Below are 22,356 nucleotides of genomic sequence, written 5' to 3' on the forward strand. Positions count from 1 at the left end.
CTCCAAAGGAGGGACACCGAGGAAGGGCCGTCCCGCACCGAGGGTGTCGTCCCCCTCCCGCGAAGCGAGAGAGGGCGCCGTGCAACGGGGGAAGGCGCGAAGCGACTCAGGGGGTGGCTCACCCGAACAGAGGGTGGAGGGTGCTGTGCTTGCCGTCATACACCTGGCCCGGGCTTTCATCGACCTGCACGGTCAGGCCCAGGTGGCGCTGCGCGAACAGCGGCTGCAGATGGCGGCGCGCGCAGGCCAGCAGGGCGTCGCCGGCCTGCTGCTGCACGGCGGCCGTGCGGCCCCGGCCCATGCGCAGGTTGATGTAGATGAAGCCGTAGTCGCCATCGCCGCCCGCTGCGCGGCCCGCGGCCCCGCCATCGGCCACGGCGCTGTGCGGCGCGGGGTAGGCCAGCACGCGCGTGCCGCCCGTGGGAAAGACCTGGGCGCCGTCTTCGGCGCGCACGGTGAGCATGGTGTCGGCCAGGGCGCGGCACAGCTGCGTCATGTCGGTGTGCGCGTCCAGGCTGGCCGTGTAGAGGATGACCACGTGCGGCATTCAGGCCACCTCCATGGTGGCGGCCGTGCAGCTCACGGCGAAGATGGGAATGGGCTGGCAGTACAGCACCTGGCCCGCGCCGCGCGCGGCGGCGGCCACGGCGATGAAGCTGCGGATCTCGAAGCCGCCCTGGCCGCCGTCGCGGTAGGTTTCGGCGTCGGTGTACGACAGCAGCGCGTCCCGGTCGTTGCGGCACCAGCGGTCCATGAACTGCTGGTCCCATTCCCAGTTGACCTTGCCCGAGTCGGGCGTGGCCGGCCAGTGCGAGATGCCGCCCGTGCCCACGATGGCGATGCGCTCGGGCGCCTTGTCGCAGGCGCGGCGCAGGGCCTCGCCAAAGGCCCAGGCGCGGTGCAGCGGCGTCAGCGGCGGGCCCTGGCAGTTGATGTTGACGGGGATGATGTCCTTGTCATAGGCCGGCGTCAGAAAGTGCAGCGGGACCATGATGCCGTGGTCGAACTTCCACTCCTCGGCAAAGGCCACGTCCACGGTCTGCATGACCTCGGCGATCAGGCGCCGCGACAGCTCGGCATTGCCGGGGATGCGGTGGCGCTCTATGCCCAGCCAGGCCGGGTCCTCGATGGGCCCTTCGTAGTGGTCTGCCATGCCGATGGCATAGGCCGGCATGTTGTTCATGAAGAAGTTGGCGAAGTGCTCGGCCGCGATGACGATCACGGCGTCGGGCCGCGCCGCCTCCAGCCGTGCGCCCATGTCGCGGAAGGCGGCATGGAAGGCATCCCGGGTGGCCGGATCGGCCAGGTGTGCGCGGCCCGTGATGCCGGGCGCATGGCTGCAAACGCCTGCAAATACCAGACTCATCTCAAACTCCTGCGATCTTTTCGTTGGTGGCTGTCGTCATCGCGTAGACGCCCGCGCGCACCGGTCCGTGCTTTTGCACGCCGTCGCGCATGGCCTGCAGGTAGTCGGCCCAGGGCATGCCCAGCAGCGGCGCGAAGTGCATCAGCAGCTGGCCGTTGCAGCCCAGCACGTAGAGCTTGCCGATGTCGCCGTGGAACATGGCTTCGTACTCCTCGGGCTCCAGCGCGTACTCGGCCAGCAGCGCGGCGCGGTCCTCGGCAAAGCGCCGCTGCACCTCGGGCTCGCGGTTGAGCTGGAACAGGAATTTCTGCATGGTGTACAGGCTCATGGCGTCTCCCGGTGATCCGGCCTCAACCCAGCGTGATGTTGGCGCGGCGGATGATGGCTTCGTACTTGGCGATTTCGCTGGTGACGAAGGCCGCGAACTGCTGCGCCGTGCCGGCCTGCGAGACGATGCCGCCGCGCGCGAAGGCGTCCACCACGGCGGGCTCGGCCAGGGCCTTGACCACGGCGGCGTTGATGCGCTGCACCAGCGCATCGGGCGTGGCGCCGGGTGCCAGCAGACCCTGCCAGGAGTTGGATTCCAGCGCCACGCCCTGCTCGGCCAGCGTGGGCACCTGGGGAGCGAACTGCGAGCGCTGGCGCGTGGCCATGCCCAGTGCCACCAGCTTGCCGCTTTGCACATGGCCACGGAACTCGGGCCAGTTGCCGAACATCACGTCCACCTGGCCGCCCAGCAGGTCGGCCAGCGCCGGGCCCTGTCCCTTGTAGGGGATGTGGACCATCTCGATGCCCATCTCCTGGCACAGCAGCGCGCCCGACAGATGGGCCGAGGTGCCGTTGCCGAACGAGGCATAGCTGAGCTCGCCGGGCCTGGCCCGGGCGCGGTTGCGCAGGTCCGCCAGCGTCTTCAGTCCGCTGCCCGGGTGGGTGGCCAGCACATGCTCTGACAGGCCCATCAGCGCCACGGGCTTGAGGTCGCGCGTGGTGTCGTAGGGCAGGTTCTTCACCAGCGTCTTGTTGGCCGTGAAGCTGTTGGCCACGCACACCAGGGTGTAGCCGTCGGCCGGCTGCTTGGACACATAGTCCACGCCGATCACCGTGCCCGCGCCGGGCTTGTTCTCCACGATCACAGGCTGGCCCAGGGACTTGCCCAGCTCGGTGCCCACCAGGCGCGCCACCAGGTCGGTGGTGCCGCCCGGCGTGAAGGGCACGATGATGCGCAGCGGCTTTGCGGGCCAGGTGCCGGCCGGGCTACCGGGCTGGGCCTGGGAAAGGCCCGGGAGCATCAGCGCTGCGGCCGTGGTGGCTGCGGTGGATTGCAGGAAATGGCGGCGTTGCATGTCTTGTCTCCTCGGTTCTCTTTGTCGTTGTCGCTGGTCGCCCGTTCAGACGCCCCAGTGCGGAATATGGTGCGAGCCCAGCGAGACGGCCACGTTCTTGGGCTCGCAGAAGACCTCGTAGCTCCAGCTGCCGCCCTCGCGGCCCGTGCCCGAGGCCTTGGTGCCGCCGAAGGGCTGGCGCAGGTCGCGCACGTTCTGGCTGTTGACGAAGCACATGCCGGCCTCGATGGCGGCGGCCACGCGGTGGGCGCGGCCCACGCTCTCGGTCCAGACGTAGCTGGACAGGCCGTACTGGATGTCGTTGGCCAGGCGCACGGCCTCGGCCTCGTCGCTGAAGGGAATGATGCAGGCCACGGGGCCGAAGATCTCGTCCTGGGCGATCTGCATGCGGTTGTCCACGTCGGCAAACACCGTGGGCAGCACATAGTTGCCCTTGCGCACGCGCTCGGGCAGCACGGGCGCATCGAGCCCGCCGCACAGCATGCTGGCGCCTTCCTTCTGGCCCAGTTCGATGTAGTGGCGCACCTTGGCCAGGTGGCTGGCGCTGATCATGGGGCCGACGATGGTGGATTCGTCCAGCGGGTCGCCCACGGTGATCTTCCTGGCGCGCTCCACGAAGCGGTCCACGAACTTCGCGTAGATGCCCTTTTGCACCAGGATGCGGCTGCCGGCCGTGCAGCGCTCGCCGTTGTTGGAGAAGATCATGAACACGGCCGCATCCAGCGCGCGCTCGAAGTCGGCGTCGTCAAAGATCACGAAGGGGCTCTTGCCGCCCAGCTCCATGCTGAATTTCTTGAGGCCGGCGGCCTGCACGATGCGGTTGCCGGTCTGGGTCGAGCCCGTGAACGAGACGGCGCGCACATCGCGGTGGCGCACCAGGGGCTCGCCCGCGTCCTTGCCGTAGCCGTGCACCAGGTTGAGCACGCCGGGCGGAATGCCGGCCTCCAGCGCCAGCTCGCCCAGGCGCGCGGCCGTCATGGGCGACAGCTCGCTCATCTTGAGCACGGCCGTGTTGCCGAAGGCCAGGCAGGGCGCCACCTTCCAGGTGGCCGTCATGAAGGGCACGTTCCAGGGCGAGATCAGCGCGCACACGCCCACGGGGTGGAACAGGGTGTAGTTCAGGTGCGTGGGCGTGGGATAGGTGTGGCCGTCCACGCGCGTGCACATCTCGGCAAAGTAGTAGAAGTTGTCGGCCGCGCGCGGCACCAGTTGCTTGCCGGTCTGGGCGATGACCTGGCCGCAGTCGTTGGTCTCGGTCTGCGCGATCTCGGGCACATGGCGGGCGATCAGGTCGCCCAGCTTGCGCACGAGCTTGGCGCGTTCGGTGGCGGGCGTGTTGGCCCATTTCGGGAAGGCGTTCTTCGCGGCGGCAACGGCGGCCTGCACCTCGGCCTCGCCGCCTGCGGCAACCTCGGCCAGCACCTCCTGGGTGGCGGGGTTGACGGTCTCGAAATAGTCCTTGCCGGCGACGGCCTTGCCGTCGATCAGGTGGTCAATGCGCATGGGGATTCCTTGGCGTGTGCGGTGGGTTCAGGAGGCGGCCGGCGCGTCGCCGACGATGGTGTTGACCAGGCGGCCCAGGCCTTCGATCTCGGTGACGATCTCGTCGCCCACGCGGGAGTCGGCCACGCCGTCGGGCGTGCCGGTGAGGATGAGATCGCCGGGGTTCAGCGTCATGAAGCCCGACAGGTGGGCGACCAGCGAGGGGATGTCATGCACCATGTCGCGCGTGCTGCCGTCCTGCTTGAGCTCGCCGTTGACCCAGCTGCGCAGGCGCAGGTTCATGGGGTCGGGCACATCGGCCGCATCGACGAACCACGGGCCCACGGGCGTGGCGCCGTCGCGGTTCTTCACGCGCAGGTTGGGCCGGTAGAAGTTCTCCAGGTAGTCGCGTATGGCGTAGTCGTTGGCCGTGCAGTAGCCGGCGACCACGTTGTAGGCGTCTTCGCGGCGCACGTTGCGGCAGGTCTGGCCGATGACCACGCCCAGCTCGCACTCGAAGTGCATGTAGGCCACGTCGGCTGGGCGGTACGTGCGGCCGTGGTGGCCGTTCAGCGTGTTCGGTCCCTTGAGGAAGACCAGCGGCTCCTCGGGCGCCTTGTTGAAGGCGATTTCCTTGGCATGGTCCGCATAGTTCAGGCCCAGCGCGAAGACCGTGCCGAACTGCAGCGGCGGCAGCCACTGCACGGCGGTCTCCGCCACCAGGCGGCCATCGGGCAACTGCACCTGTCCGTGCGGGCCTTCGGTGACCTGCAGGGTCTGTCCTTCGAAGATGACGCGTCCGTGCTTCATGCTGCTGCCCCCTGTTCTGCCGCCACCGAATGCGTGAGCCGGCCCAGGCCGGGCACCTCGATGACCACGCGGTCCCCGGGCCGCGCCAGCGGCGCGCCCTCGCCCGGGCCCAGCAGCAGCACGTCGCCGGGCGACAGCGTCATGAATTCGGTCACGTCGGCCAGCAGCCTTGCGGGCGAGCGCACCAGGTCGGCAAAGCCGCGCTGCCAGACCTGTTCACCATTGATGGACACCGTGAGTTCTGCCGCTTGCGCATCGAAGCCTGCGCCGCGCACCAGCGTGCCCAGCGGGCAGAAACCGTCGCGGCAGCGCTGGCGGATGGCGGGGCGGTAGTAGTTCTCGTGCGGCAGCGTGAGGTCGCTGGCGATCAGCCAGCCGGCCACATGGTCCAGGGCCGTTGCTTCGCTGACGCGCGTGGCGCTGCGGCCGATCACCAGGCCGATGCTGGCATCGACGCGGACCTCGCCGGGATCGGCCGGCACGGCCACCGCAGCGCCATCGCGTGCCCAGGTGTTGCGCGGCTTGAGGTAGAGCACGGGGGCGCGCGGAGCGGCCTTGTAGGGCGCGCTGTCGAACTGCGGCGACAGGCGCTGCACGGTGGCGCGCTCGTTGAGCAGCGTGCCGTAGACCGTGCCCAGCGCAAGGCCGTCATCCAGGAGAAAGGGCTGAATCTGCATGGTGTGGATTTAGTTAACGTGGTAATTATTGTTTGTGCAACAAGCCCCGTCAACACGGTGGATTCAGGGTTTTCCCAGGCCGCAGCAAAAAGCCCCTGCGCGGCGAACCGTGCAGGGGCTTGAAGGGGCACCGGGCGCTGCCGGTGCTGGCGGGGCTGGCCGGTGCTGGCGTCAGCCGCGGCGGCGGCGCAGTGCGGCCAGGCCGCCCAGGGCCAGCGCCAGCAGCGCCTGGGCCAGCGCGGACAGGCCGGGGACGGGGGTGGCCGTGGCGCCGGGCGGCAGGGCCGCAGGCGCGGCCACCGCCACGGGGTCCACGATGACGCCGTTGGCGGCCAGGTCGCTGTCTCCCGTCTGCCCGTCGGTGATGTCGAAGCTCACCGAGCGGCGGTCGGGTGCGAAGCGGTAGGCCGATGCGGCCAGCTCATACCAGTGCGCCGTGGGCGTGGCGGCCGTGGGGCCGTACTTCCAGAGCGTGGCCTGGGCGGGTGCGGCTTCAGGCAGGTCCATGCGGATGGTGGCCATGGAGCCCGGCGTGCCGCCCATGAGCACGAAGCTCAGGCTGCCGTAGGGCATGCGCAGGCCGCCCGGCAGCGGGCTTTGCGAGGGCGCAGGCTGAAAGCCTGCCGAGTTCGAGGCGAACTGCCACTGGTCTGCACCCACGTTGCCGGTGCCGTTGCTCACGCCCGCCGTGTTGCTGCCCGTGCCGATCTGCGTGCCGATGGGCACGGGCTTGCTCAGGGCCAGCACAGCCGGCGCGCTGGCCGTGCCCGAGGCCGGCAGGTTGACCGCATGCACGCGGTAGCTCACGGCGGGGTCCAGGCCGGTGAAGGACAGCGTGGCGGCCGTGCCGGCTGCGGTGCTGACCGTGTTGCTGGCGGGGGCCGGCAGGCCGGCGGCATCCAGGCCGGCCATGACCTGTTCCCAGCTGGGGACGGGCGCATTGGCGGGCAGGGCCACGGCGCGCAGGCTGCCGCCCACGCTGGGCGTGGCCTGGACCACGGCCGATGTCTGGTCCACTGCCTGGGCGGACAGGGCCACGGTGGACAGCGCCGGCACCGCCAGGCTGTCCAGGCGCGCCTTTTTCCAGGCGGCATAGGGCAGGTCCTTGGCCACGGTGCCATCGCCGTAGAAATCGGCATCGCCGCAGTCGCTGATGATGTCCACGCTGCCGCCCGCGTCCAGGCTGGCGGGCATGGCGCCTATGCCTTCGGCCGAGCAGGCGGTGTGGGGTGCGGTGATGGCGGCCAGGTCGGCAGCGCGCGGTCGCAGGTTCAGGGCCAGGCCTGCGCCGTTCACGCGGCCGTCCCAGGAATAGAGCTGGAAGTTGCGCGGCGCGGTGCCCGTGGCGCTGGCCGAGGGGCCGGCAATGATCAGGTACTCGCCCGCCGCGTTCTTGCGGATTTCGCGGATGCCGCGGCCGCCCAGGTCCAGGCGGATCGGCTGGCCCATGGACGCGCTGCCCTTGCTGCCGCCATCGGCCGCAGGCAGGGCCGCGAAGTTGGTCACGGGCACGATCAGCGCATGCGTGCGGCCCGTGGCGTCGTCCGCCGTGACGGCGGGCGCGCCCGGTGCCGGCACCAGCGGCGCGCGAAAGCCCAGCCAGGCGGCGCCGTTGTCGGGGCTGGTGGACATGCCTTCGATGGAAAAGCCGCTCATCGTCTCGGCCTCGGGCGCCTTGGTGGCACCTCCGTCCGAGCTGGCCACCAGGCCCAGGTAGTTGGCGGCAAGGCCGTCATGCGCGGCCGCGTCCCAGCTGCGCAGGTCCTCGCGCAGCCAGCGGTAGTAGCCACTGGCGGTCAGCGCCGTGGAGGCGCCGGAGCCGGTCACATCCATCGCCGCCAGGCGCCAGCGGTCGGTGCGCGACTTGCCGCTCTTGTTGTTGGAGTGCGAGCCCGCCACGTACACGCGGCTGCCCAGGGCAAAGCTGGCCTCGATGTCCATTTCCTCGTCGCTCTTGCAGCTGTCCAGGCCCGTGAGGCCGGGGGCGGTGCAGGCGGCGGCATCGGCCAGGCCCAGGGCGGTCCTGTCCAGCATCAGCGGCTTGATGGGCAGCCCGCCGGCCGGGCCATAGGCCGAGAAGGAGTTGCCGGCCGGCAGCGCATTGCCCGAGGCATCCTGGGCGGGCGCCTCGTCGTCGCCCACCAGCATGGTGGCGGCATCGATGACGATGGCCGTCGATGCGTCCGAGCGCCCGGCCAGCCAGCGCGGGCTGGTGTTGGCTGCGGTGTTGGCCGAGGCCGCGTACTTGATGGTGCGGCTGACGGAGGCGCCGCCCGCGTTGGTCAGCGTGACGGTGATGTCGGCATAGCCCACGCCGGTGGGCGTGATCCTGAGCACGGCGTTGCCGGCCTGGTTGGACGCGGCCAGGCCTGCGTCGGCCACCACGGCCTGGTTGCTCGAACGCGCAGTGACCTGTACGCCGCCAGCGCCCCCCGCATCCTGCACCGTGAAGCCGATGCCTGCCGAGGCCAGCGGGTCGTTGGCGTCGCCGACCACGCCGGAAAACGCGGTCAGTTCGGGCAGCGAGGCCGTCGGCGGGGCCGAGGCCATGAAAGGCACGCTCACTGCAGCCGTGCTCCCGCCGAGGCCGTTGACGGCGCGCACGCGCAGCGTATAGCTGCCGGGCTGCAGGCCTTCCAGCGCCTGGCTGTTGCCCAGGGCCACGGCCGTGGAGGCTACCGATGCAAAGCTGTCCTGCGACAGCTCCACCACGTAGTAGGCGGCGCCCGGCACGGCGTCCCAGGCGGCCGTCACGCGGTTGCCGGTTGGGGTGGCCGCCAGGTTGGAGGGGGCGGCGGGCACGGTCGCCGGCACGGTCTCCAGCGGGGCCCAGGCCACGCCATAGAACACGCCGTCCTGCGGCGCGGCGATGGACTCGGCCGTGCCCGACAGCGTGCCGGCGTAGCCGCCGTGATCGAAGGCGCGGTACAGGCGGCCCGTGGTGTCGGTGGCCATCAGCATCACATTGCCGCCGCCGGTATCGAAGGCGGCCAGGCCGTGGACCTTGGACAGGCCGGCAATGGAGCCTGCGGGCTGCCAGCTGGTGCCGTCCATCGAGAGGCGGAATTTCCGGATGGCGCCGGCATCGTTGTCCGCCACGTAGACGGTGTTCGCCAGGGCGGGGCCGCCATCGAGTTGCAGGAAGGCGATGCCGCGGTAGGTGGAGGGCGTCAGGCCCGCCAGGGGCAGGGCCGTCTGGATGCCCGTGGTCGGCAAATTCGTGCCGATCTGGTTGAGCGAGCCTCCGTTGATGGCGGCGATCAACTGGCCGCCGGCGACCGCCAGGCCCTGGACATTGCTGCTGTTCAGTTGGGAGATGCCCGTGCCATCGGCAGCCACGTGCCAGATGCCATTGTTGGCCGCGGCCGTACCCTTGCCGCTGGCCCAGACGGCGCCGCAGTCGCTGCTGGCTGCACCGCGGATGGTGTCCTTGCTGAAGGCCGTGGTGCCGAGCGCGCGCAGGCTTTTCACGTCGGAGTCGAACCCCACCACGGCCACGGCGCGCGGGGCCGCCGCTGCAGTGACGCCGTTGGGCTCGGTGCCGCCGGTGGCCACGGCATAGCCGGGAACCACCAGGCACAGGCCATTGTCCGAGCGGTTGAGCAGGCCTTCCGAGCCCTTGCTGCTGGCCGTCAGCGGCGTCGCTCCGCCTGACAGCGGCAGCGATTGCACCAGGGTGCCGTCCACGCGGTACTCATCCAGGAACACGGGCAGCGCGCCTGTGCCCGTGCCCACGCGGTAGGCCACCAGGTTGCCCGGGGTGAAGGGCGCGGACCATGCAGCGCCACACAGGGCCAGGCAGGCCGTTGCAATCGCCTTGTGCCGCCAATCCAAAGTACTCGCGCGCATGCTCACCATCCCCCTGTGTGACAAATCGCGCGACTGTAAGAGGCGGCTGTGACAGCCCGGTGACGGCAGGCCCGCAGGATGGTGGGAAGGCACCATGCAAAAAAAAAGACGGCTCCCTCAGGGGAGCCGTCCTTGCCTCATTGCGCCGTGATGCCCGCGCTTTGCTTTTTCTGGTTATGGGCGCTGCGTGTGCACGGGGCAGCGTATCGAGCGGTAGATCAGCGGATCAGCAGCACAGGCACCTGGCTGCCGGCCAGCACCTGGGTGCTGACCGAGCCCATGACCAGGCGGCCCAGCGTGCCGTGGCCATGCGTGCCCATGACCAGCAGGTCGAACTTGCCTTCTTCGGCCGCCTTGATGATGGAGTCGGCAATCGGGCCGACCTTGCTCAGGCGGGCTGCCTGCACGCCGTGCTCGGCCAGGTAGCTGCACACGGGGTCCAGCACCTTGGTCGACTCCTCGGCGTAGTACTCGTCCACCACGTCCTTGCCCAGGGCGGCGCGCGCGCGGGCCGGCAGCTGGGGCTGGACGGTGATGGCGCTGTAGCTGTGGGCCGAACCCAGGATCTCCGGGTGCGAGGTCAGGTAGGCCAGCATCTTCTGGGTGTAGGGGCTGCCATCGACAGCGAGCAGGATGTTCATGAAGGTCCTCCTTGGGTATGGCCCGAGACTAAGCCCAAGCCGGGGTGGAGTGCTTGATCCAGGTCAAGCACGGGCCGGTGCCTCTGCCGCCCCTGCGGTCGCGTGCACCGGCAACTCGATGGTAGAGCGCGGCGAAAACCCCTCCTGCTCGCCCTTGCGCGCGTAGCCCAGCGGGTTGGCCACCACGCGGCAGCGCCAGGCGCTGCCATCGCCGCGCAGGCCCTCGGCCACATAGTCGCTGGGCGAATGCAGGTGGCCGTGCAGCCACAGATCGGCAAAGGGCAGCAGTTCATCCAGCACGTTGCAAAAGCCGGCCGTGCCCGGCACCAGGCCGTAGCGCGGGTCGGCGCTGCGCAGGCTGGGCGCGAAATGCGTGACGGCCACCGTGGGGCCATCGAAGGGCCTGGCCAGCGCCTGGCGCAGCCATTGCTGGCAGACCAGCGACTGCTCGCGCATGGGCTCGGCCAGGAAGGGCTCGCCGTCGCGCGTGCCGCCGGTCTTTTGCAGGTAGAAATTGGCGGCGCGAAAGGCCTTCTCGCGCAGCTTGAGCAGCCGGGCCAGATCGGTCACGCCTTCATGCATGGACATGGCGTCGTAGTCGCTCCACAGCGTGGTGCCCACGAAGCGCACGCCGTCCAGCACGGCCGTCTCGCGCTCCAGCCAGACCATGCCCATGCGCTCGCAGGTGGCACGCAGGCGGGCGTGGGCGGCGTCGAAGTCCTGCATGTCGTACTCATGGTTGCCCGGCACGAAGATCACGGGGCAGGGCCAGCCCGCGTACTGGGGCAGGGGAGAGAAGCGCTCCAGCCCGAAATCCTGGCCCGGCAGCAGGCTGCCGCTCTGGTAGGAGCCTATGTCGCCGGCCAGCACCAGCACGTCGGCATCGGGTGCGGGCTCTGCGGTGAAATGCGGATGGGCCTCGAGGTGCAGGTCGGACAGCAGCTGGATCTTCATGCGGCCAAGTGTAGAACCTGCGCTGGCGCGGGCGCCCCGCAAACGGCGCTCAGGTGTGCGGGAAGGTCGCCTCTGCAGAGCGCGTGAGCGTGCGCAGCAGCCAGTCGTAGGCCTGAGGATGCTGGCCGCGCCGGCGCCACAGCGCGTCCACGTGCACGGGCTGCACGTCGAAGGGCAGCTCGCGCAGCACCAGCTTGTCGGCCATGCCGGTCACGGGCACGAAGTGGCGCGGCAATATGGTCAGCAGGTTGGAGGTCATGACCACGCGCCCGGCCGTGAAGAACTGGTTGACGGTAAGCACCACCTGGCGAGTGCGGCCCAGCGAGGCCAGGGCCTCGTCGATGAAGCCGAAGGAGCGGCCCGAGAAGCTCACCAGCATGTGGCGCGCCGCGCAGTAGTTGTCCAGCGTCAGCGGCACATCGGCCAGCGGATGGCCCTGGCGCATCACGCACAGGTACTCGCCTTCATACAGGCGCCGGCTGTCGAAGGCCACCAGGGCGCCCGACTGCGCGCGCGCCGTCAGGTCGGCCAGCGCGGCGGGGAAGTAGCCCACGGCCATGTCGGCCTCGCCGGCCTCCAGCAGGCTGCGCGGGTCGCGCGTGGTCAGCGGCAGCACGCGGATGCCGATGCCGGGCGCCTCGCGCTCCAGCAGGCTGAACATGGGAGGAATCAGCGTGGCGGCCGTGGCGTCGGCCATGGCCAGCACAAAGGTGGCGGTGGCGGTGGATGGGTGGAATTCGCCTGGCGTCAGCGTGTCCTGCAGCTGCTGCAGCGCCTCGCGGATCACGGGCCACAGCGCCAGCGCGCGCGGCGTGGGCTCCACGCCCTGGCCCTGGCGCACCAGGAGCTCGTCGCCCAGCGCCTCGCGCAGGCGGCGCAGCGCATTGCTCACGGCCGGCTGGGTGATGGCCAGCTTGTGGGCCGCCCGCGTGAGGCTGCGCTCCGCCATCACCTCGTCGAAGACGCGCAGCAGGTTCAGATCCAGTGTGCGGAAGTTCAGGGCGGACATGGCCGTGGCAGCGAGCGCTGAGTCATCACTGACGTGAATGCTACAGATTCAAGATATAAATTTGAAGAACTCTAGGGTAAACCCTATAGTTACACCTAGTCGCCCGCCACGCCGTCAAAAGCGGCCATTTAACTGGGTTTATCTGCCATGAGCAACTTCATTTACAACTCCTACTGTGTCGAGCACCCTGGTGTGGTGCATGTCTATCAAGCCGCCGACGACCGCAAGAGCGCCGTCAAGCGTTTCTCCGGCAAGCGCGGCGCCAGCGCCCTGCTGCTCGCTGCCCTGGTGGCCGCGCTGATGGTGGTGGTCAACGAGGTGGCCCACAACTGGACCGACGGCCACATGCTGGGCGCCTGGGTCGTGCTGTGGGTTGCCGCCTTCATGGGCTTGGCCCTGTTCTCCGCCCCCGCCCGCCGCGCCGCCATGATGGCCCGTGCCGGCTACCGCGCCTGGACCGAGAGCCGCCAGCAGGCCGCCGCTGACGAGCGCATCTGGAACGCCGCCCTGCAGGACGCCCGCCTGATGGCCGACCTGGCCCGCGCCATGGATAGGCAAGGTAGCTGATCTCTGCCTGGGGCGCCTTGCGGCGCTCCTCCAAAAAAAGCCGCTGCCCACAAGGCGCGGCTTTTTTGTTGTCTGGGGGCGTCGTTGAAACGCCACAAAAAAGGCCTCGCAGTGCGAGGCTTTTTCCATGGGTCGAGAGCTACTCAGGGATTCATTGTTCTGTGCATCTTCCACAGTCCATGAAACGGGCGCTGCCCAAAGCAAGGGGCACCGAGGAAGGGCCGCCCCGCACCGAGGGTGCCGTCCCCCCCCCCCCGCGAAGCGAGAGGGGGAAGCGGCGTAGCCGCTCAGGGGGAGCTTTATGTGCCCAGGCGCTTTTCCAGTTCGGCCTTGGTCACCAGCAGCTCCTGGGGCAGCTTGTGGGCCAGCTTGTCGAAGTGCTCGGTGTGCAGCTGCATTTCCTCGGCCCAGGCGGCCTTGTCGATGCTGGTCACGCTGGCGAACTGGTCGGCGGAGAAGTCCAGGCCGGTCCAGTTGATCTCGGCGTACTGGGGCGCAATGCCGAAGGCGGTCTGCTCGCCCTGTGCCTGGCCTTCGAGGCGGTCGATCATCCACTTGAGCACGCGCATGTTCTCGCCGTAGCCGGGCCAGACGAACTTGCCGTCGGCGTTCTTGCGGAACCAGTTGGTGGTGAAGATCTTGGGCAGGGCCGCGCCCTGGGCCTGGATCTTGGCGCCCAGCGTGAGCCAGTGCTGGAAGTAGTCGCTCATGTTGTAGCCGGCAAACGGCAGCATGGCGAAGGGGTCGCGGCGCACCACGCCCTGGGCGCCGAAGGCGGCGGCCGTGGTTTCCGAGCCCATGGTGGCGGCCATGTAGACGCCTTCGGTCCAGTTGCGGGCCTCGGTCACCAGCGGCACGGTGGTGGAGCGGCGGCCGCCGAAGATGATGGCGTCGATCTTCACGCCCTTGGGATCGTCCCAGGCTTCATCCAGCGCGGGGTTGTTGGTCGCGGCCACGGTGAAGCGGGCGTTGGGGTGGGCGGCCTTGGCGCCGGTCTCGCGGGCGATCTGGGGCGTCCAGTCCTTGCCTTGCCAGTCGATCAGGTGATCGGGCAGCTTGCCGGTGTCCTTGTCCATGCCTTCCCACCACACGTCGTTGTCGTCGGTCAGCGCGACGTTCGTGAAGATCACGTTCTTGTCGAGGCTGGCCATGCAGTTGGGGTTGGTGTGGTAGTTCGTGCCCGGGGCCACGCCGAAATAGCCGGCTTCGGGGTTGATGGCGCGCAGCGAGCCGTCGGCCTGGGGCTTGATCCAGGCGATGTCGTCGCCGATGGTGGTGACCTTCCAGCCTTCGAAGACCTTGGGCGGCACCAGCATCGAGAAGTTGGTCTTGCCGCAGGCGCTGGGGAAGGCCGCAGCCACGTGGTACTTCTTGCCTTCGGGGTTGGTCACGCCCAGGATGAGCATGTGCTCGGCCAGCCAGCCCTGGTCGCGGCCCATGGTGGAGGCGATGCGCAGCGCAAAGCACTTCTTGCCCAGCAGGGCGTTGCCGCCGTAGCCCGAGCCATAGCTCCAGATTTCGCGCGTCTCGGGGTAGTGGACGATGTACTTGGTCTTGTTGCAGGGCCAGTTGGTCTGGTCCTTCTCGCCTTCGGCCAGGGGCGCGCCCACGGTGTGCACGCAGGGCACGAACTCGCCTTCCACGCCGATCACGTCATACACGGCACGGCCCATGCGGGTCATGATCTTCATGTTGACGGCCACATAGGCGCTGTCGGACAGCTCCACGCCCACGTGGGCGATGGGCGAGCCCAGCGGGCCCATGGAGAAAGGCACCACATACATGGTGCGGCCGGCCATGCAGCCGTCGAACAGCGGCTGCAGCGTGGCGCGCATCTCGTTCGGGGCCATCCAGTTGTTGGTCGGGCCTGCGTCTTCCTTGTTGGCCGAGCAGATGTAGGTGCGGTCCTCGACGCGCGCCACATCGGACGGATCGGACCAGGCCAGGTAGCTGCCGGGGCGCTTGACGGGATCGAGCTTCTTGAAGGTGCCGGCATCGACGAGCTGCTGGCACAGCTGCTCGTATTCCTCCTGCGAGCCATCGCACCAATGGATTTTGGCGGGCTTGCACAGTGCGGCCATCTCGGCCACCCAGGCGATCAGGCGGCTGTTCTTGACATAGGCGGGGGCCTGGATGTTCAGGCCTTGCATGACGGGTGCGTTCATCGCGGAGCTTCCTTCAATTGAAAAAACCAGTTTTTCAAAGGGGACGCGCCTGCTGCACCGCGCCAACTTTGAGAAACGGGCTCTCGTTCAGTCGGCGCGCGAAGGAAGCTCTTCTCTGGGCGGCGAAGCGGCGCTGGCGGAAGCTGGCGGCGCACCGGCTGGGGATTCGATTCTAGGGAGCGGTCACGAATTTGTCAGCAAACGAATGGCAAAAACTATGCATTCTATGCATTGAAGTATGCAATATGAACGATGAAATTGCCTGTTGAAAAGGCAAGCAAAAAGCCCCGCAAAGCGGGGCCTGGTGCAGGGGCAGGAGGGCCGGAATCAGGCCATGTTGACGGCAATGAAGGCCAGCAGAAACATCAGCACGGCGCCTGCCAGGGGCAGGATGACAGGCATGTAGGGGACGACGGCCTCGGTGGCGTCTTCGGGGGCCGGCTGCTCGCCGTGGTGCGCTGCGGGATCGTGCGTCATGCAAAAGCTCCTGGCTTGCCAATGGGGATGCCTGATTCTAGGCAGGCCTGTCCCCTGGCGCCTTCGGGGAAAGCCATGACACCGGGCCTGCTAGACGGCATTGACCTGCATGCCTTCGGCCTGAAGGGCGGCTATGACCTCGTCGATATGGGCCTTGTTGCGCGTCTGCAGCACCAGCTCGATTTCCACGCTCTGCGCGGCCAGCATGGTGAAGGCGCGCTGGTGGTGGACTTCCTCGATATTGGCGCCCGCTGCAGCCACCGTGGCCGTGATGCGCGCCAGCACGCCGGGCACGTCGCGCGCGCTGACCTTGATGCGCGCCAGCCGCCCGGAGCGCACCATTCCGCGCCCGATGATGGCCGCCAGCAGCAGCGGATCGATATTGCCGCCCGACAGGATCATTCCCACCTTCTTGCCCGCAAAGCGCTGCGGATGGCGCAGCAGCGCGGCCAGGCCTGCGGCGCCCGCGCCCTCGACCAGGGTCTTCTCGATCTCCAGCAGCATGAGCACGGCCTGCTCGATGTCGCCCTCATCGACCAGTAGCATGTCGTCCACCAGGCGTGCCACGACTTCCTGCGTGATCGCGCCGGGCTGGGTGACGGCAATGCCTTCGGCGATGGTCGAGGTGCCCATCGGCAGCTCGGCCTGGCGCACGGCATTGAACATGGACGGAAAGCGCTGGGTCTGCACGCCGATGATTTCGATGTCCGGGTTCAGCCCCTTGGCCGCCGTGGCCACGCCCGCGATCAGGCCGCCGCCGCCAATGGCCACGACCAGCAGGTCCAGATCCGGCTGTTCGGCCAGCATTTCCAGCGCCAGGGTGCCCTGGCCCGCCGCGATCTGCTCGTCGTCATAGGGATGGACAAAGCACAGGCCCTGCTGCTCGGCCAGCGCGTAGGCGTGCTGGCGCGCCTCGGCCAGGGAGTCGCCGTGCAGCACGACCTCGGCGCCGAAGCCGCGCGTGCGCTCCACCTTCACCCCCGGCGTGAAGCGCGGCATGACGATGACGGCACGCACCCCCAGGCGCTGCGCGTGGTAGGCCACGCCCTGGGCATGGTTGCCGGCGCTCATGGCGACCACGCCGCGTGCGCGCTCCTCGGGCGAGAGCTGGGCCAGCTTGTTGAGGGCGCCGCGTTCCTTGAACGAGGCCGTGAACTGCAGGTTCTCGAACTTGAGATACACCTGCGCGCCCGTGATCTGGGACAGCGTGCGCGATTCCACGCAGGGCGTTTCGAGCACGGCGCCGCGCAGGCGGCCGGCGGCGTTCTGGATGTCTTGGAGGCTGAGCATGGCGCATTGTGGCGCACACGCGGGCCTGCGCGCGCCAGGCCGTGCAATGGATTCCCCGCAGCCAGCGTGGTGCAGGGGGCTTTCATAAAATAAGAATCATTCTTGTCTGTGGGGCGCGCACCGCTCCGGCTGGCCATGGCTTTCTCCTCTGTCCAAACACCTGCACGCCCTCCGCGCTGGCTGGGGCGGGGCACGCTGCGTGCCTGTGATTTCAGCGGGCCCGACTACCGCATCCTCGATGCCGAGGTCACGGCGCAGGATGCGCTGCTGGCCGGTCACCTGCAGGCCTGGCAGGTCCAGCCCGGCCTGTGGCTGCATGGCGTGGAGGCCCGCGACCTGCGCACCATGAGCACGCGTTCGCCGGCCGTGCCGGGCCTGCACATGGTCGTGCTGCTGGAGGGGTGCGTGGACGTGGCCTTCGGCAACCAGGGCCTGCAGCTGCAGGTGGCGCCCGCCAGCGCCGCCGGTGCCCATGTGCAGGCCTGCGGGGCCGTCATCCACACGCGGCCCGGCGACATGTTCATGCGGCAGTGGCGGCGCGGCAAGTTCGAGCGCAAGCTCAGCATCACCATGCAGCCGCAGTGGTTTGCCGCACAGACCCTGCCCATGGCGGCGCCGCCGCTGCTGCAGCACTGGATGGAGCAGCAATTGCTGGCCATACGGCCCTGGCAGCCCTCGCCGCGCGCCGTGGCGGTGGCCGAGCAGATCATCCAGCTGGCACGCGAGGGCTCGGCGCCCTTGCTGCTGGCCAGCCGCACGCTGGAGCTGGTGCACGAGGCCGTGCAGTCCCTCGAGGCGCCCGAGCCCGATCCGGCGCAGACCGTGCCGGGCGTGCTGGGCGTACGCGAGCACCGGCGCATGGCGCGCCTCAAGGCCCTGCTGGACGGCGGCGGCGACGGCTGCCGCACGCTGGCCGAGATCGCACGCGAAGTGGGCCTGAGCGCCAGTGCGCTGCAGCGCCAGTTCCGCCTGGCCTATGGCTCCAGCATCGACGAGTACCGGCGCGAGCAGCGGCTGGCGCGCGCCTGGGCCGCGCTGGAGCAGACGGGCTGCAGCGTGGCCGAGGTTGCACATGGGGCCGGCTATTCCAGCGCGGCCAACTTTTCCACGGCCTTCAAGCGCCGCTTCGGCATCTCTCCCAAGCTGGTGCGTGCCCGGGTCTGACGCCCGGCGGGCGTCTTTGGCGCGTGGCGCAAACATCGGCAGGCCTGCCGCAAAGCCTGCTTGCGCCAGGCGGTGCTGCAATCTGGCAAAAGAAAGGACATACGCGAATGACACAGCTGCAGGCGCGCACCTCGGTGCACATGGACAGGCCCGACGAAGCCATTGCCGCCATCGTCGGGCACATGCAGGAGCACGACATCACCGTGCGCCGCGAAGGCTCGCGCTGGGTGGCCGACTACGAAGGCGGCCGGGGCCAGCTGTGGCTGGAGGGCCGGCAGGTGCATGCCGAGGTGGCCGCGCCCGGCGTGGAGCTGCTGCAGGACATGAAGCTCATGCTGGCCCACCTGCTGCTGGAGGCCACGGGCGCCGCCGACGGCTCCCTGGCCTGGGAGGGTGACGGCGCCGCGCTGCAGCGCCCGCCGGCCTTCCGCGTGCTGCAGGTGCTGGCCGTGCGCGATCTCACGCCGCACATGCGCCGCGTGCGCTTTGCCTGCGACGACATGGCGCGCTATGCGCAGGACACCCACATCCACGTCAAGCTGCTGTTCCCCCAGCCCGGCGTGACCGAGCCCCAATGGCCCACGCTGTCGGCCAGCGGCCTGCTGCGCCTGCCCGAGGGTGACATGCGCCTGGACATGCGCACGTACACCATGCGTGCGATGGGAATGGCCCAAGACGGCGCCAACGGATGGATCGACGTGGACTTCGTGCTGCACGAGGATGCAGGCCCCGGGTCGGCCTGGGCCGCGCGCGCCCAGCCGGGCCAGCGCATCGGCATGACCGGCCCCGGCGGGCGCACGGCCACCCCGGCCGACTGGATGCTGCTGGCCGGCGACGACACCGGCCTGCCCGCCATGCTGCGCATTGCGGCCGCCCTGCCGGCGCATACGCGCGGCCATGTCTTCGCCGAAGTCCAGGGCCCGCAGGACGAGCAGCCCGTGCAGGCGCCCGAAGGCCTGCAATGGCACTGGCTGCACCGCGGCGCTGCCGAGGCCGGGACCACCACGCTGCTGATCGACGCGCTGCGCGCCGTGCGCTGGCCGGATGCGTTGGCCGGTCATCCCGCCAGCCGCTTCGTCTGGGCCGCTGGCGAGTTCGACACCGCCCAGGCCGTGCGCCAGTGGGCGCGCGAGGAGCGCGGGCTGGAAAAGCACGAGCAGCTGGTCGTGGCCTATTGGCGGCGCGGCATGAGCGAGTCGGATTTCAAGGCCGCGAAGTAGGCCGCGAAGCAGGTCGCGAAGCAGGCCACGCAGGGGGCCGGCGCCTCAGGGGGCGCTGCGCTCCTGACGCAGCAGGAATTTCTGCAGCTTGCCTGTGGGCGTGCGCGGCAGGCTGGCCGCAAAGACGAATTCACGCGGGATCTTGTAGCGCGCCAGCCTGTCGGCCAGGAATTGCTGCAGCGCCTCGGTATCGGGCGCGGTCTCGCCGCGCAGCACCACATGGGCGATGACGGTCTCGCCCCATTCGGGGTGGGGCCGGCCCACGACGGCGACGTCGGCGACCTGGGGATGGGCCGAGATCGCATCCTCCACCTCCTTGGAATAAACGTTCTCGCCCCCTGTGATGACCATGTCCTTGGTCCGGTCCACGATGAAGAGATAGCCCGCATCGTCCAGGCGTGCAAGATCGCCCGTGCGGTACCAGCCGCCGGGCGCGAAGGCGGCGGCCGTGGCCTGGGCGTCGTGCAGGTAGCCGTCCATCACGCTGCCGGTGCGCAGCCAGATCTCGCCGGTGTCGCCCGGGCCGGCATCCTCGCCGTCGTCGCGCACCACGCGCATGTCCACGCCGGGCAGGGCCACGCGGCCGATGGAGCCGGCCCGCTCCACCTGCTCCTCGGGGTAGAGCGTGGTGCCCGTGGGGCCGGTCTCGGTCATGCCGTAGACCTGGTAGAAGCGGTCGCTGCGGTAGGCCGTGGCCAGCTTGCGTGCCATGTCGGCGCCGATGGGGCCGCCGCCGTAGACCCAGGCGCGCACGCTGCTCAGGTCGTAGCGGGCAAAGTCGGGCAGCATCTGCAGCGGCGCGAAGTAGGAGACCGGCGCGCCGAAGTACAGCGTCACGCCCTCGTCCTGCACGGCCTGCAGGAAATGCTGCGGGTGGTACTCGCGCAGCAGCACCACGGTGCCGCCCATGTACAGCGTGCCGCCAAACCAGTTGTTGAGCGGCGAGGAATGCCAGATGGGCATGGCCATCAGCGTGCGTTCCTCGCGCGTGATGGACAGGCCCAGCGCGGCCGTGATCGCCGCCAGCGTGACGGCGCGGTGGCTCAGCAGGCAGCCCTTGGGCCGGCCCGTGGTGCCGGAGGTGTAGAGCACCTGGGCGATGTCGCCATCGGCGGGCCGCGCGCCTTCCAGGGGCCTGGCGGCCGCCACCAGCGTGTCCCAGTCCTGGACACCCGGGACGGCCTCTTGCGCCTCGGTCACAAGGCGGGCGCAGGGGTGTGGCGCGGCGGCGACCACGGGCGCGAGTGCGGCGTCAAACACCAGGGCCTTGCACTGCGCGTGGCCGAGGATGTACTGCAGCTCGGGCGCCTGCAGCTTGTGGTTGACGGGCACCAGCGCGGCGCCCAGGCGCCAGGCGCCGAACAGGGCTTCGACAAAGCCCGGCGTGTTCAGGCACATCAGGGCCACGGTATCGCCCCGGCCCACGCCCTGGGCCTGGAGGACGGCGGCAGCGCGCTGCGAACGCCGCTGCATGTCGGCATAGCTGATGGAGGCGCCGCGGTCGCGCAGAAAGGCCTTGGCAGGCGTCTTGCGCACGGCGCTGTCGAAGGCGTCGAGCAGGTTCATGTCTTGTCTCCTTGTGCTTTGTTGTGTGGCGGGCCGGCCACCGCTTCAGGCGGGCAGCGCACGCTGCAGGATGGCGGCAATGTCCAGGCCTGCGGGATCGAAGGCGCCCGCCACCATGGCGCCCTGCTGCGCGCCCAGGCGCGTGGCGATGAAGCCGTCGGCCATGGCGGGCGGCGCATGGCGGCGCAGCAGGCAGGCCTGGGCCAGCAGCACCAGGTCCTGCACCAGGCGGCGTGCCTGGGCCTCGAGCTGGTCAGGCGGGCCGGACAGGCGCCGGGCCAGCGACTGCGCCTGCTGCAGAAGCGCGGGCTCGCCCGCCGCCGTGTCGATCAGGTCCTGCAGCAGCAGCTGCGCGCTGTCGGGCTCGCGCGAGATGGCGCGCAGCACGTCCAGGCACATGACGTTGCCCGAGCCTTCCCAGATCGAGTTCACGGGTGCCTCGCGGAACAGGCGCGCCATCACGCCCGTGTCCACATAGCCGTTGCCCCCCAGCACCTCCATGGCCTCGCCCGTCAGCTCCACGCCGCGCTTGCAGACCCAGAACTTGGCCGCCGGCGTCATGATGCGTTTCCAGGCGCGTTCCAGCGGATCACCCTCGTCGCCTCCACGCTCATAGGCCTGGGCCAGGCGCATGGCGATCTGCAGCGCGGCCTCGCTTTCCAGCGCCAGATCGGCCAGCACGCTGCGCATCAGCGGCTGCTCGGCCAGCTGCTTGCCGAAGACGCTGCGCCGGCGCGCATAGGCCAGGGCCTGCACCGTGGCCGAGCGCAGGATGGCGGCGCTGCCCAGCACGCAGTTCAGGCGCGTGTAGGTGGCCATCTCGATGATGGTGGGAATGCCCCGGCCTTCCTCGCCCATCAGGATGCCCCAGGCGTCCTCGAACTCCACCTCGCTGCTGGAGTTGCTGCGGTTGCCGACCTTGTCCTTCAGGCGCTGCACGCGCACCGCATTCTTTGTGCCGTCGGGGCGCCAGCGCGGTACGTAGAAGCAGGCCTGCCCACCGCCTTCCCCCATGCGCGCCACCACCAGGTGGGCATCGCACATGGGGGCCGAGAAGAACCACTTGTGGCCGCGCAGCAGGTACTCGCCGCCGCGCCCGCCGGCGTGCACCGGCATGGCCACCGTGGTGTTGGCGCGCACGTCGGAGCCGCCCTGCTTCTCGGTCATGCCCATGCCCAGCCACATCGATGCCTTGTCGGCCACGGGCAGGTCACGCGGATCGTATTCGTGGCTGAACAGCTTGCCCTGCAGCTGCTGCCACAGCGCCGGTTCCTTTTGCAGCAGCGGGATGGCGGCCGTGGTCATGGTGGCCGGGCACAGCGTGCCCTGTTCGACCTGGCCGTGCAGGTAAAAACCTGCGGCCCAGGCGCTCCAGCGGCCCGCGCTGCTGTCCTCGAAGGGCAGGGAGATCAGCCCCTGCTGCCGGTATAGTCCCAGCAGCGCATGCCAGCTCGGGTGGAACTCCACGGCGTCGATGATGCGGCCGCGTGCGTCGAAGCGGTGCAGCTCGGGCGTGTGGCGGTTGGCCTGCTCGGCCAGCTCCCAGGTGGCGCGCTCGCCCAGCTGCTGCGCATAGCGCGACAACGAAGGGATGTGGCGCGCAGCGCCGCTGCGCTGCAGGGCCTCGGCCAGGGCGGGGTCGGCCTCCAGCAGGTTGAAGTCGGTGAGTTCGTCGACCTGGTTCAGGACGTCGTGCGTGTTCCAGGTGTGCCCTGTCTGCAAAGTCTGGCCGGTGCTCATGCGTGTCTCCGTGATCGTGGGTCTCAACGCAAAAGT

19 protein-coding genes and 1 pseudogene are annotated in these 22,356 nt (G+C 69.3%); 4 read left to right on the top strand and 16 right to left on the bottom strand.

Features of this window, described 5'->3' with window-relative positions; genetic code table 11:
- Positions 1–118 precede the first annotated feature (118 nt).
- The 11 genes and pseudogenes from U6958_RS02345 to U6958_RS02395 all read right to left on the bottom strand — a co-directional run bounded on the left by U6958_RS02345 (position 119) and on the right by U6958_RS02395 (position 12,131).
- On the bottom strand, positions 119–547 hold the full coding sequence (locus U6958_RS02345; RefSeq protein WP_074921180.1) for a 5-carboxymethyl-2-hydroxymuconate Delta-isomerase: 429 nt from the start codon (positions 545–547) through the stop codon (positions 119–121).
- Entirely contained in the window at positions 548–1,366 is an 819-nt protein-coding gene (locus tag U6958_RS02350) for an extradiol ring-cleavage dioxygenase (RefSeq protein ID WP_046241330.1), read from the bottom strand.
- A 1-nt stretch (position 1,367) separates the two neighbouring features.
- Positions 1,368–1,694 (bottom strand): aromatic ring-opening dioxygenase subunit LigA, encoded by a 327-nt coding sequence (locus U6958_RS02355; RefSeq protein WP_012202043.1) that lies wholly within the window; start codon positions 1,692–1,694, stop codon positions 1,368–1,370.
- 22 nt (positions 1,695–1,716) lie between these two features.
- Positions 1,717–2,712, bottom strand: a pseudogene (locus tag U6958_RS02360) (tripartite tricarboxylate transporter substrate binding protein); the annotation flags it as partial.
- 42 nt (positions 2,713–2,754) lie between these two features.
- Positions 2,755–4,212 carry a 5-carboxymethyl-2-hydroxymuconate semialdehyde dehydrogenase gene (gene hpaE, locus U6958_RS02365; RefSeq protein ID WP_017405675.1) on the bottom strand — a complete coding sequence of 486 codons (1,458 nt, stop codon included), beginning with the start codon at positions 4,210–4,212 and terminating at the stop codon, positions 2,755–2,757.
- 27 nt (positions 4,213–4,239) lie between these two features.
- Positions 4,240–5,001 carry a fumarylacetoacetate hydrolase family protein gene (locus U6958_RS02370; RefSeq protein ID WP_074921182.1) on the bottom strand — a complete coding sequence of 254 codons (762 nt, stop codon included), beginning with the start codon at positions 4,999–5,001 and terminating at the stop codon, positions 4,240–4,242.
- Positions 4,998–5,678, bottom strand: a complete 681-nt coding sequence (locus U6958_RS02375; protein WP_074921183.1) for a fumarylacetoacetate hydrolase family protein — start codon at positions 5,676–5,678, stop codon at positions 4,998–5,000. Before U6958_RS02375 ends, U6958_RS02370 begins: the two co-directional genes overlap by 4 nt.
- A 171-nt stretch (positions 5,679–5,849) precedes the next feature.
- Positions 5,850–9,527: an IPTL-CTERM sorting domain-containing protein gene (locus U6958_RS02380; protein ID WP_074921256.1), complete on the bottom strand. Its 3,678-nt coding sequence runs from the start codon at positions 9,525–9,527 to the stop codon at positions 5,850–5,852.
- A 218-nt stretch (positions 9,528–9,745) separates the two neighbouring features.
- Positions 9,746–10,168, bottom strand: coding sequence for a universal stress protein (locus tag U6958_RS02385; RefSeq protein WP_016447345.1), 423 nt, complete (start codon positions 10,166–10,168; stop codon positions 9,746–9,748).
- Positions 10,169–10,231: 63 nt separating this feature from the next.
- Positions 10,232–11,122: a metallophosphoesterase gene (locus tag U6958_RS02390; RefSeq protein ID WP_016447346.1), complete on the bottom strand. Its 891-nt coding sequence runs from the start codon at positions 11,120–11,122 to the stop codon at positions 10,232–10,234.
- 49 nt (positions 11,123–11,171) lie between these two features.
- Positions 11,172–12,131 (bottom strand): LysR family transcriptional regulator, encoded by a 960-nt coding sequence (locus U6958_RS02395; protein WP_016452246.1) that lies wholly within the window; start codon positions 12,129–12,131, stop codon positions 11,172–11,174.
- 147 nt (positions 12,132–12,278) lie between these two features.
- Here U6958_RS02395 and U6958_RS02400 point away from each other — a divergent pair, with 147 nt between their 5' ends.
- On the top strand, positions 12,279–12,698 hold the full coding sequence (locus U6958_RS02400) for a hypothetical protein (RefSeq protein ID WP_016447348.1): 420 nt from the start codon (positions 12,279–12,281) through the stop codon (positions 12,696–12,698).
- A gap of 299 nt (positions 12,699–12,997) precedes the next feature.
- Here U6958_RS02400 and U6958_RS02405 read toward each other — a convergent pair whose 3' ends face one another.
- Positions 12,998–14,863: a phosphoenolpyruvate carboxykinase (GTP) gene (locus tag U6958_RS02405; protein ID WP_074921184.1), complete on the bottom strand. Its 1,866-nt coding sequence runs from the start codon at positions 14,861–14,863 to the stop codon at positions 12,998–13,000.
- On the opposite strand from U6958_RS02405, the gene U6958_RS02410 reads away from it, so the two are divergent.
- Positions 14,847–15,098, top strand: coding sequence for a hypothetical protein (locus tag U6958_RS02410; protein ID WP_126311565.1), 252 nt, complete (start codon positions 14,847–14,849; stop codon positions 15,096–15,098). The genes U6958_RS02405 and U6958_RS02410 overlap by 17 nt on opposite strands.
- A 92-nt stretch (positions 15,099–15,190) precedes the next feature.
- On the opposite strand, the gene U6958_RS02415 is transcribed toward U6958_RS02410, so the two are convergent.
- A complete protein-coding gene (locus U6958_RS02415) occupies positions 15,191–15,340 on the bottom strand; it encodes a hypothetical protein (protein WP_016447350.1) in 150 nt (49 codons plus the stop codon).
- Positions 15,341–15,430: 90 nt separating this feature from the next.
- Positions 15,431–16,630 (bottom strand): threonine ammonia-lyase, encoded by a 1,200-nt coding sequence (locus tag U6958_RS02420; protein ID WP_016447351.1) that lies wholly within the window; start codon positions 16,628–16,630, stop codon positions 15,431–15,433.
- Between the two features lie 135 nt (positions 16,631–16,765).
- On the opposite strand from U6958_RS02420, the gene U6958_RS02425 reads away from it, so the two are divergent.
- Complete coding sequence (locus tag U6958_RS02425) at positions 16,766–17,794, top strand: helix-turn-helix transcriptional regulator (protein WP_074921185.1); 1,029 nt, start codon at positions 16,766–16,768, stop codon at positions 17,792–17,794.
- 107 nt (positions 17,795–17,901) lie between these two features.
- Positions 17,902–19,014 carry a siderophore-interacting protein gene (locus U6958_RS02430; RefSeq protein WP_074921186.1) on the top strand — a complete coding sequence of 371 codons (1,113 nt, stop codon included), beginning with the start codon at positions 17,902–17,904 and terminating at the stop codon, positions 19,012–19,014.
- 45 nt (positions 19,015–19,059) lie between these two features.
- Here the strand turns inward: U6958_RS02430 and U6958_RS02435 are convergent, their stop codons facing one another.
- Entirely contained in the window at positions 19,060–20,580 is a 1,521-nt protein-coding gene (locus tag U6958_RS02435) for a class I adenylate-forming enzyme family protein (RefSeq protein WP_074921187.1), read from the bottom strand.
- A gap of 45 nt (positions 20,581–20,625) precedes the next feature.
- The gene (locus U6958_RS02440; protein ID WP_074921188.1) at positions 20,626–22,320 is read right to left on the bottom strand and encodes an acyl-CoA dehydrogenase family protein; all 1,695 of its coding nucleotides are present in this window, start codon (positions 22,318–22,320) and stop codon (positions 20,626–20,628) included.
- Positions 22,321–22,356 lie beyond the last annotated feature (36 nt).

This window comes from Delftia lacustris, assembly GCF_040267515.1.
In the GTDB taxonomy this organism is placed as follows: domain Bacteria; phylum Pseudomonadota; class Gammaproteobacteria; order Burkholderiales; family Burkholderiaceae_C; genus Comamonas; species Comamonas tsuruhatensis.

Coding starts and splice junctions, on each gene's coding strand:
- U6958_RS02440 (WP_074921188.1), bottom strand. CDS start 22,320: ATGAGCACCGGCCAGACTTTGCAGACAGGGCACACCTGGAACACGCAC.
- U6958_RS02390 (WP_016447346.1), bottom strand. CDS start 11,122: ATGAAGATCCAGCTGCTGTCCGACCTGCACCTCGAGGCCCATCCGCAT.
- U6958_RS02355 (WP_012202043.1), bottom strand. CDS start 1,694: ATGAGCCTGTACACCATGCAGAAATTCCTGTTCCAGCTCAACCGCGAG.
- U6958_RS02375 (WP_074921183.1), bottom strand. CDS start 5,678: ATGCAGATTCAGCCCTTTCTCCTGGATGACGGCCTTGCGCTGGGCACG.
- U6958_RS02405 (WP_074921184.1), bottom strand. CDS start 14,863: ATGAACGCACCCGTCATGCAAGGCCTGAACATCCAGGCCCCCGCCTAT.
- U6958_RS02370 (WP_074921182.1), bottom strand. CDS start 5,001: ATGAAGCACGGACGCGTCATCTTCGAAGGACAGACCCTGCAGGTCACC.
- U6958_RS02420 (WP_016447351.1), bottom strand. CDS start 16,630: ATGCTCAGCCTCCAAGACATCCAGAACGCCGCCGGCCGCCTGCGCGGC.
- U6958_RS02435 (WP_074921187.1), bottom strand. CDS start 20,580: ATGAACCTGCTCGACGCCTTCGACAGCGCCGTGCGCAAGACGCCTGCC.
- U6958_RS02380 (WP_074921256.1), bottom strand. CDS start 9,527: ATGCGCGCGAGTACTTTGGATTGGCGGCACAAGGCGATTGCAACGGCC.
- hpaE (WP_017405675.1), bottom strand. CDS start 4,212: ATGCGCATTGACCACCTGATCGACGGCAAGGCCGTCGCCGGCAAGGAC.
- U6958_RS02385 (WP_016447345.1), bottom strand. CDS start 10,168: ATGAACATCCTGCTCGCTGTCGATGGCAGCCCCTACACCCAGAAGATG.
- U6958_RS02395 (WP_016452246.1), bottom strand. CDS start 12,131: ATGTCCGCCCTGAACTTCCGCACACTGGATCTGAACCTGCTGCGCGTC.
- U6958_RS02400 (WP_016447348.1), top strand. CDS start 12,279: ATGAGCAACTTCATTTACAACTCCTACTGTGTCGAGCACCCTGGTGTG.
- U6958_RS02430 (WP_074921186.1), top strand. CDS start 17,902: ATGACACAGCTGCAGGCGCGCACCTCGGTGCACATGGACAGGCCCGAC.
- U6958_RS02345 (WP_074921180.1), bottom strand. CDS start 547: ATGCCGCACGTGGTCATCCTCTACACGGCCAGCCTGGACGCGCACACC.
- U6958_RS02410 (WP_126311565.1), top strand. CDS start 14,847: ATGACGGGTGCGTTCATCGCGGAGCTTCCTTCAATTGAAAAAACCAGT.
- U6958_RS02425 (WP_074921185.1), top strand. CDS start 16,766: ATGGCTTTCTCCTCTGTCCAAACACCTGCACGCCCTCCGCGCTGGCTG.
- U6958_RS02350 (WP_046241330.1), bottom strand. CDS start 1,366: ATGAGTCTGGTATTTGCAGGCGTTTGCAGCCATGCGCCCGGCATCACG.
- U6958_RS02415 (WP_016447350.1), bottom strand. CDS start 15,340: ATGACGCACGATCCCGCAGCGCACCACGGCGAGCAGCCGGCCCCCGAA.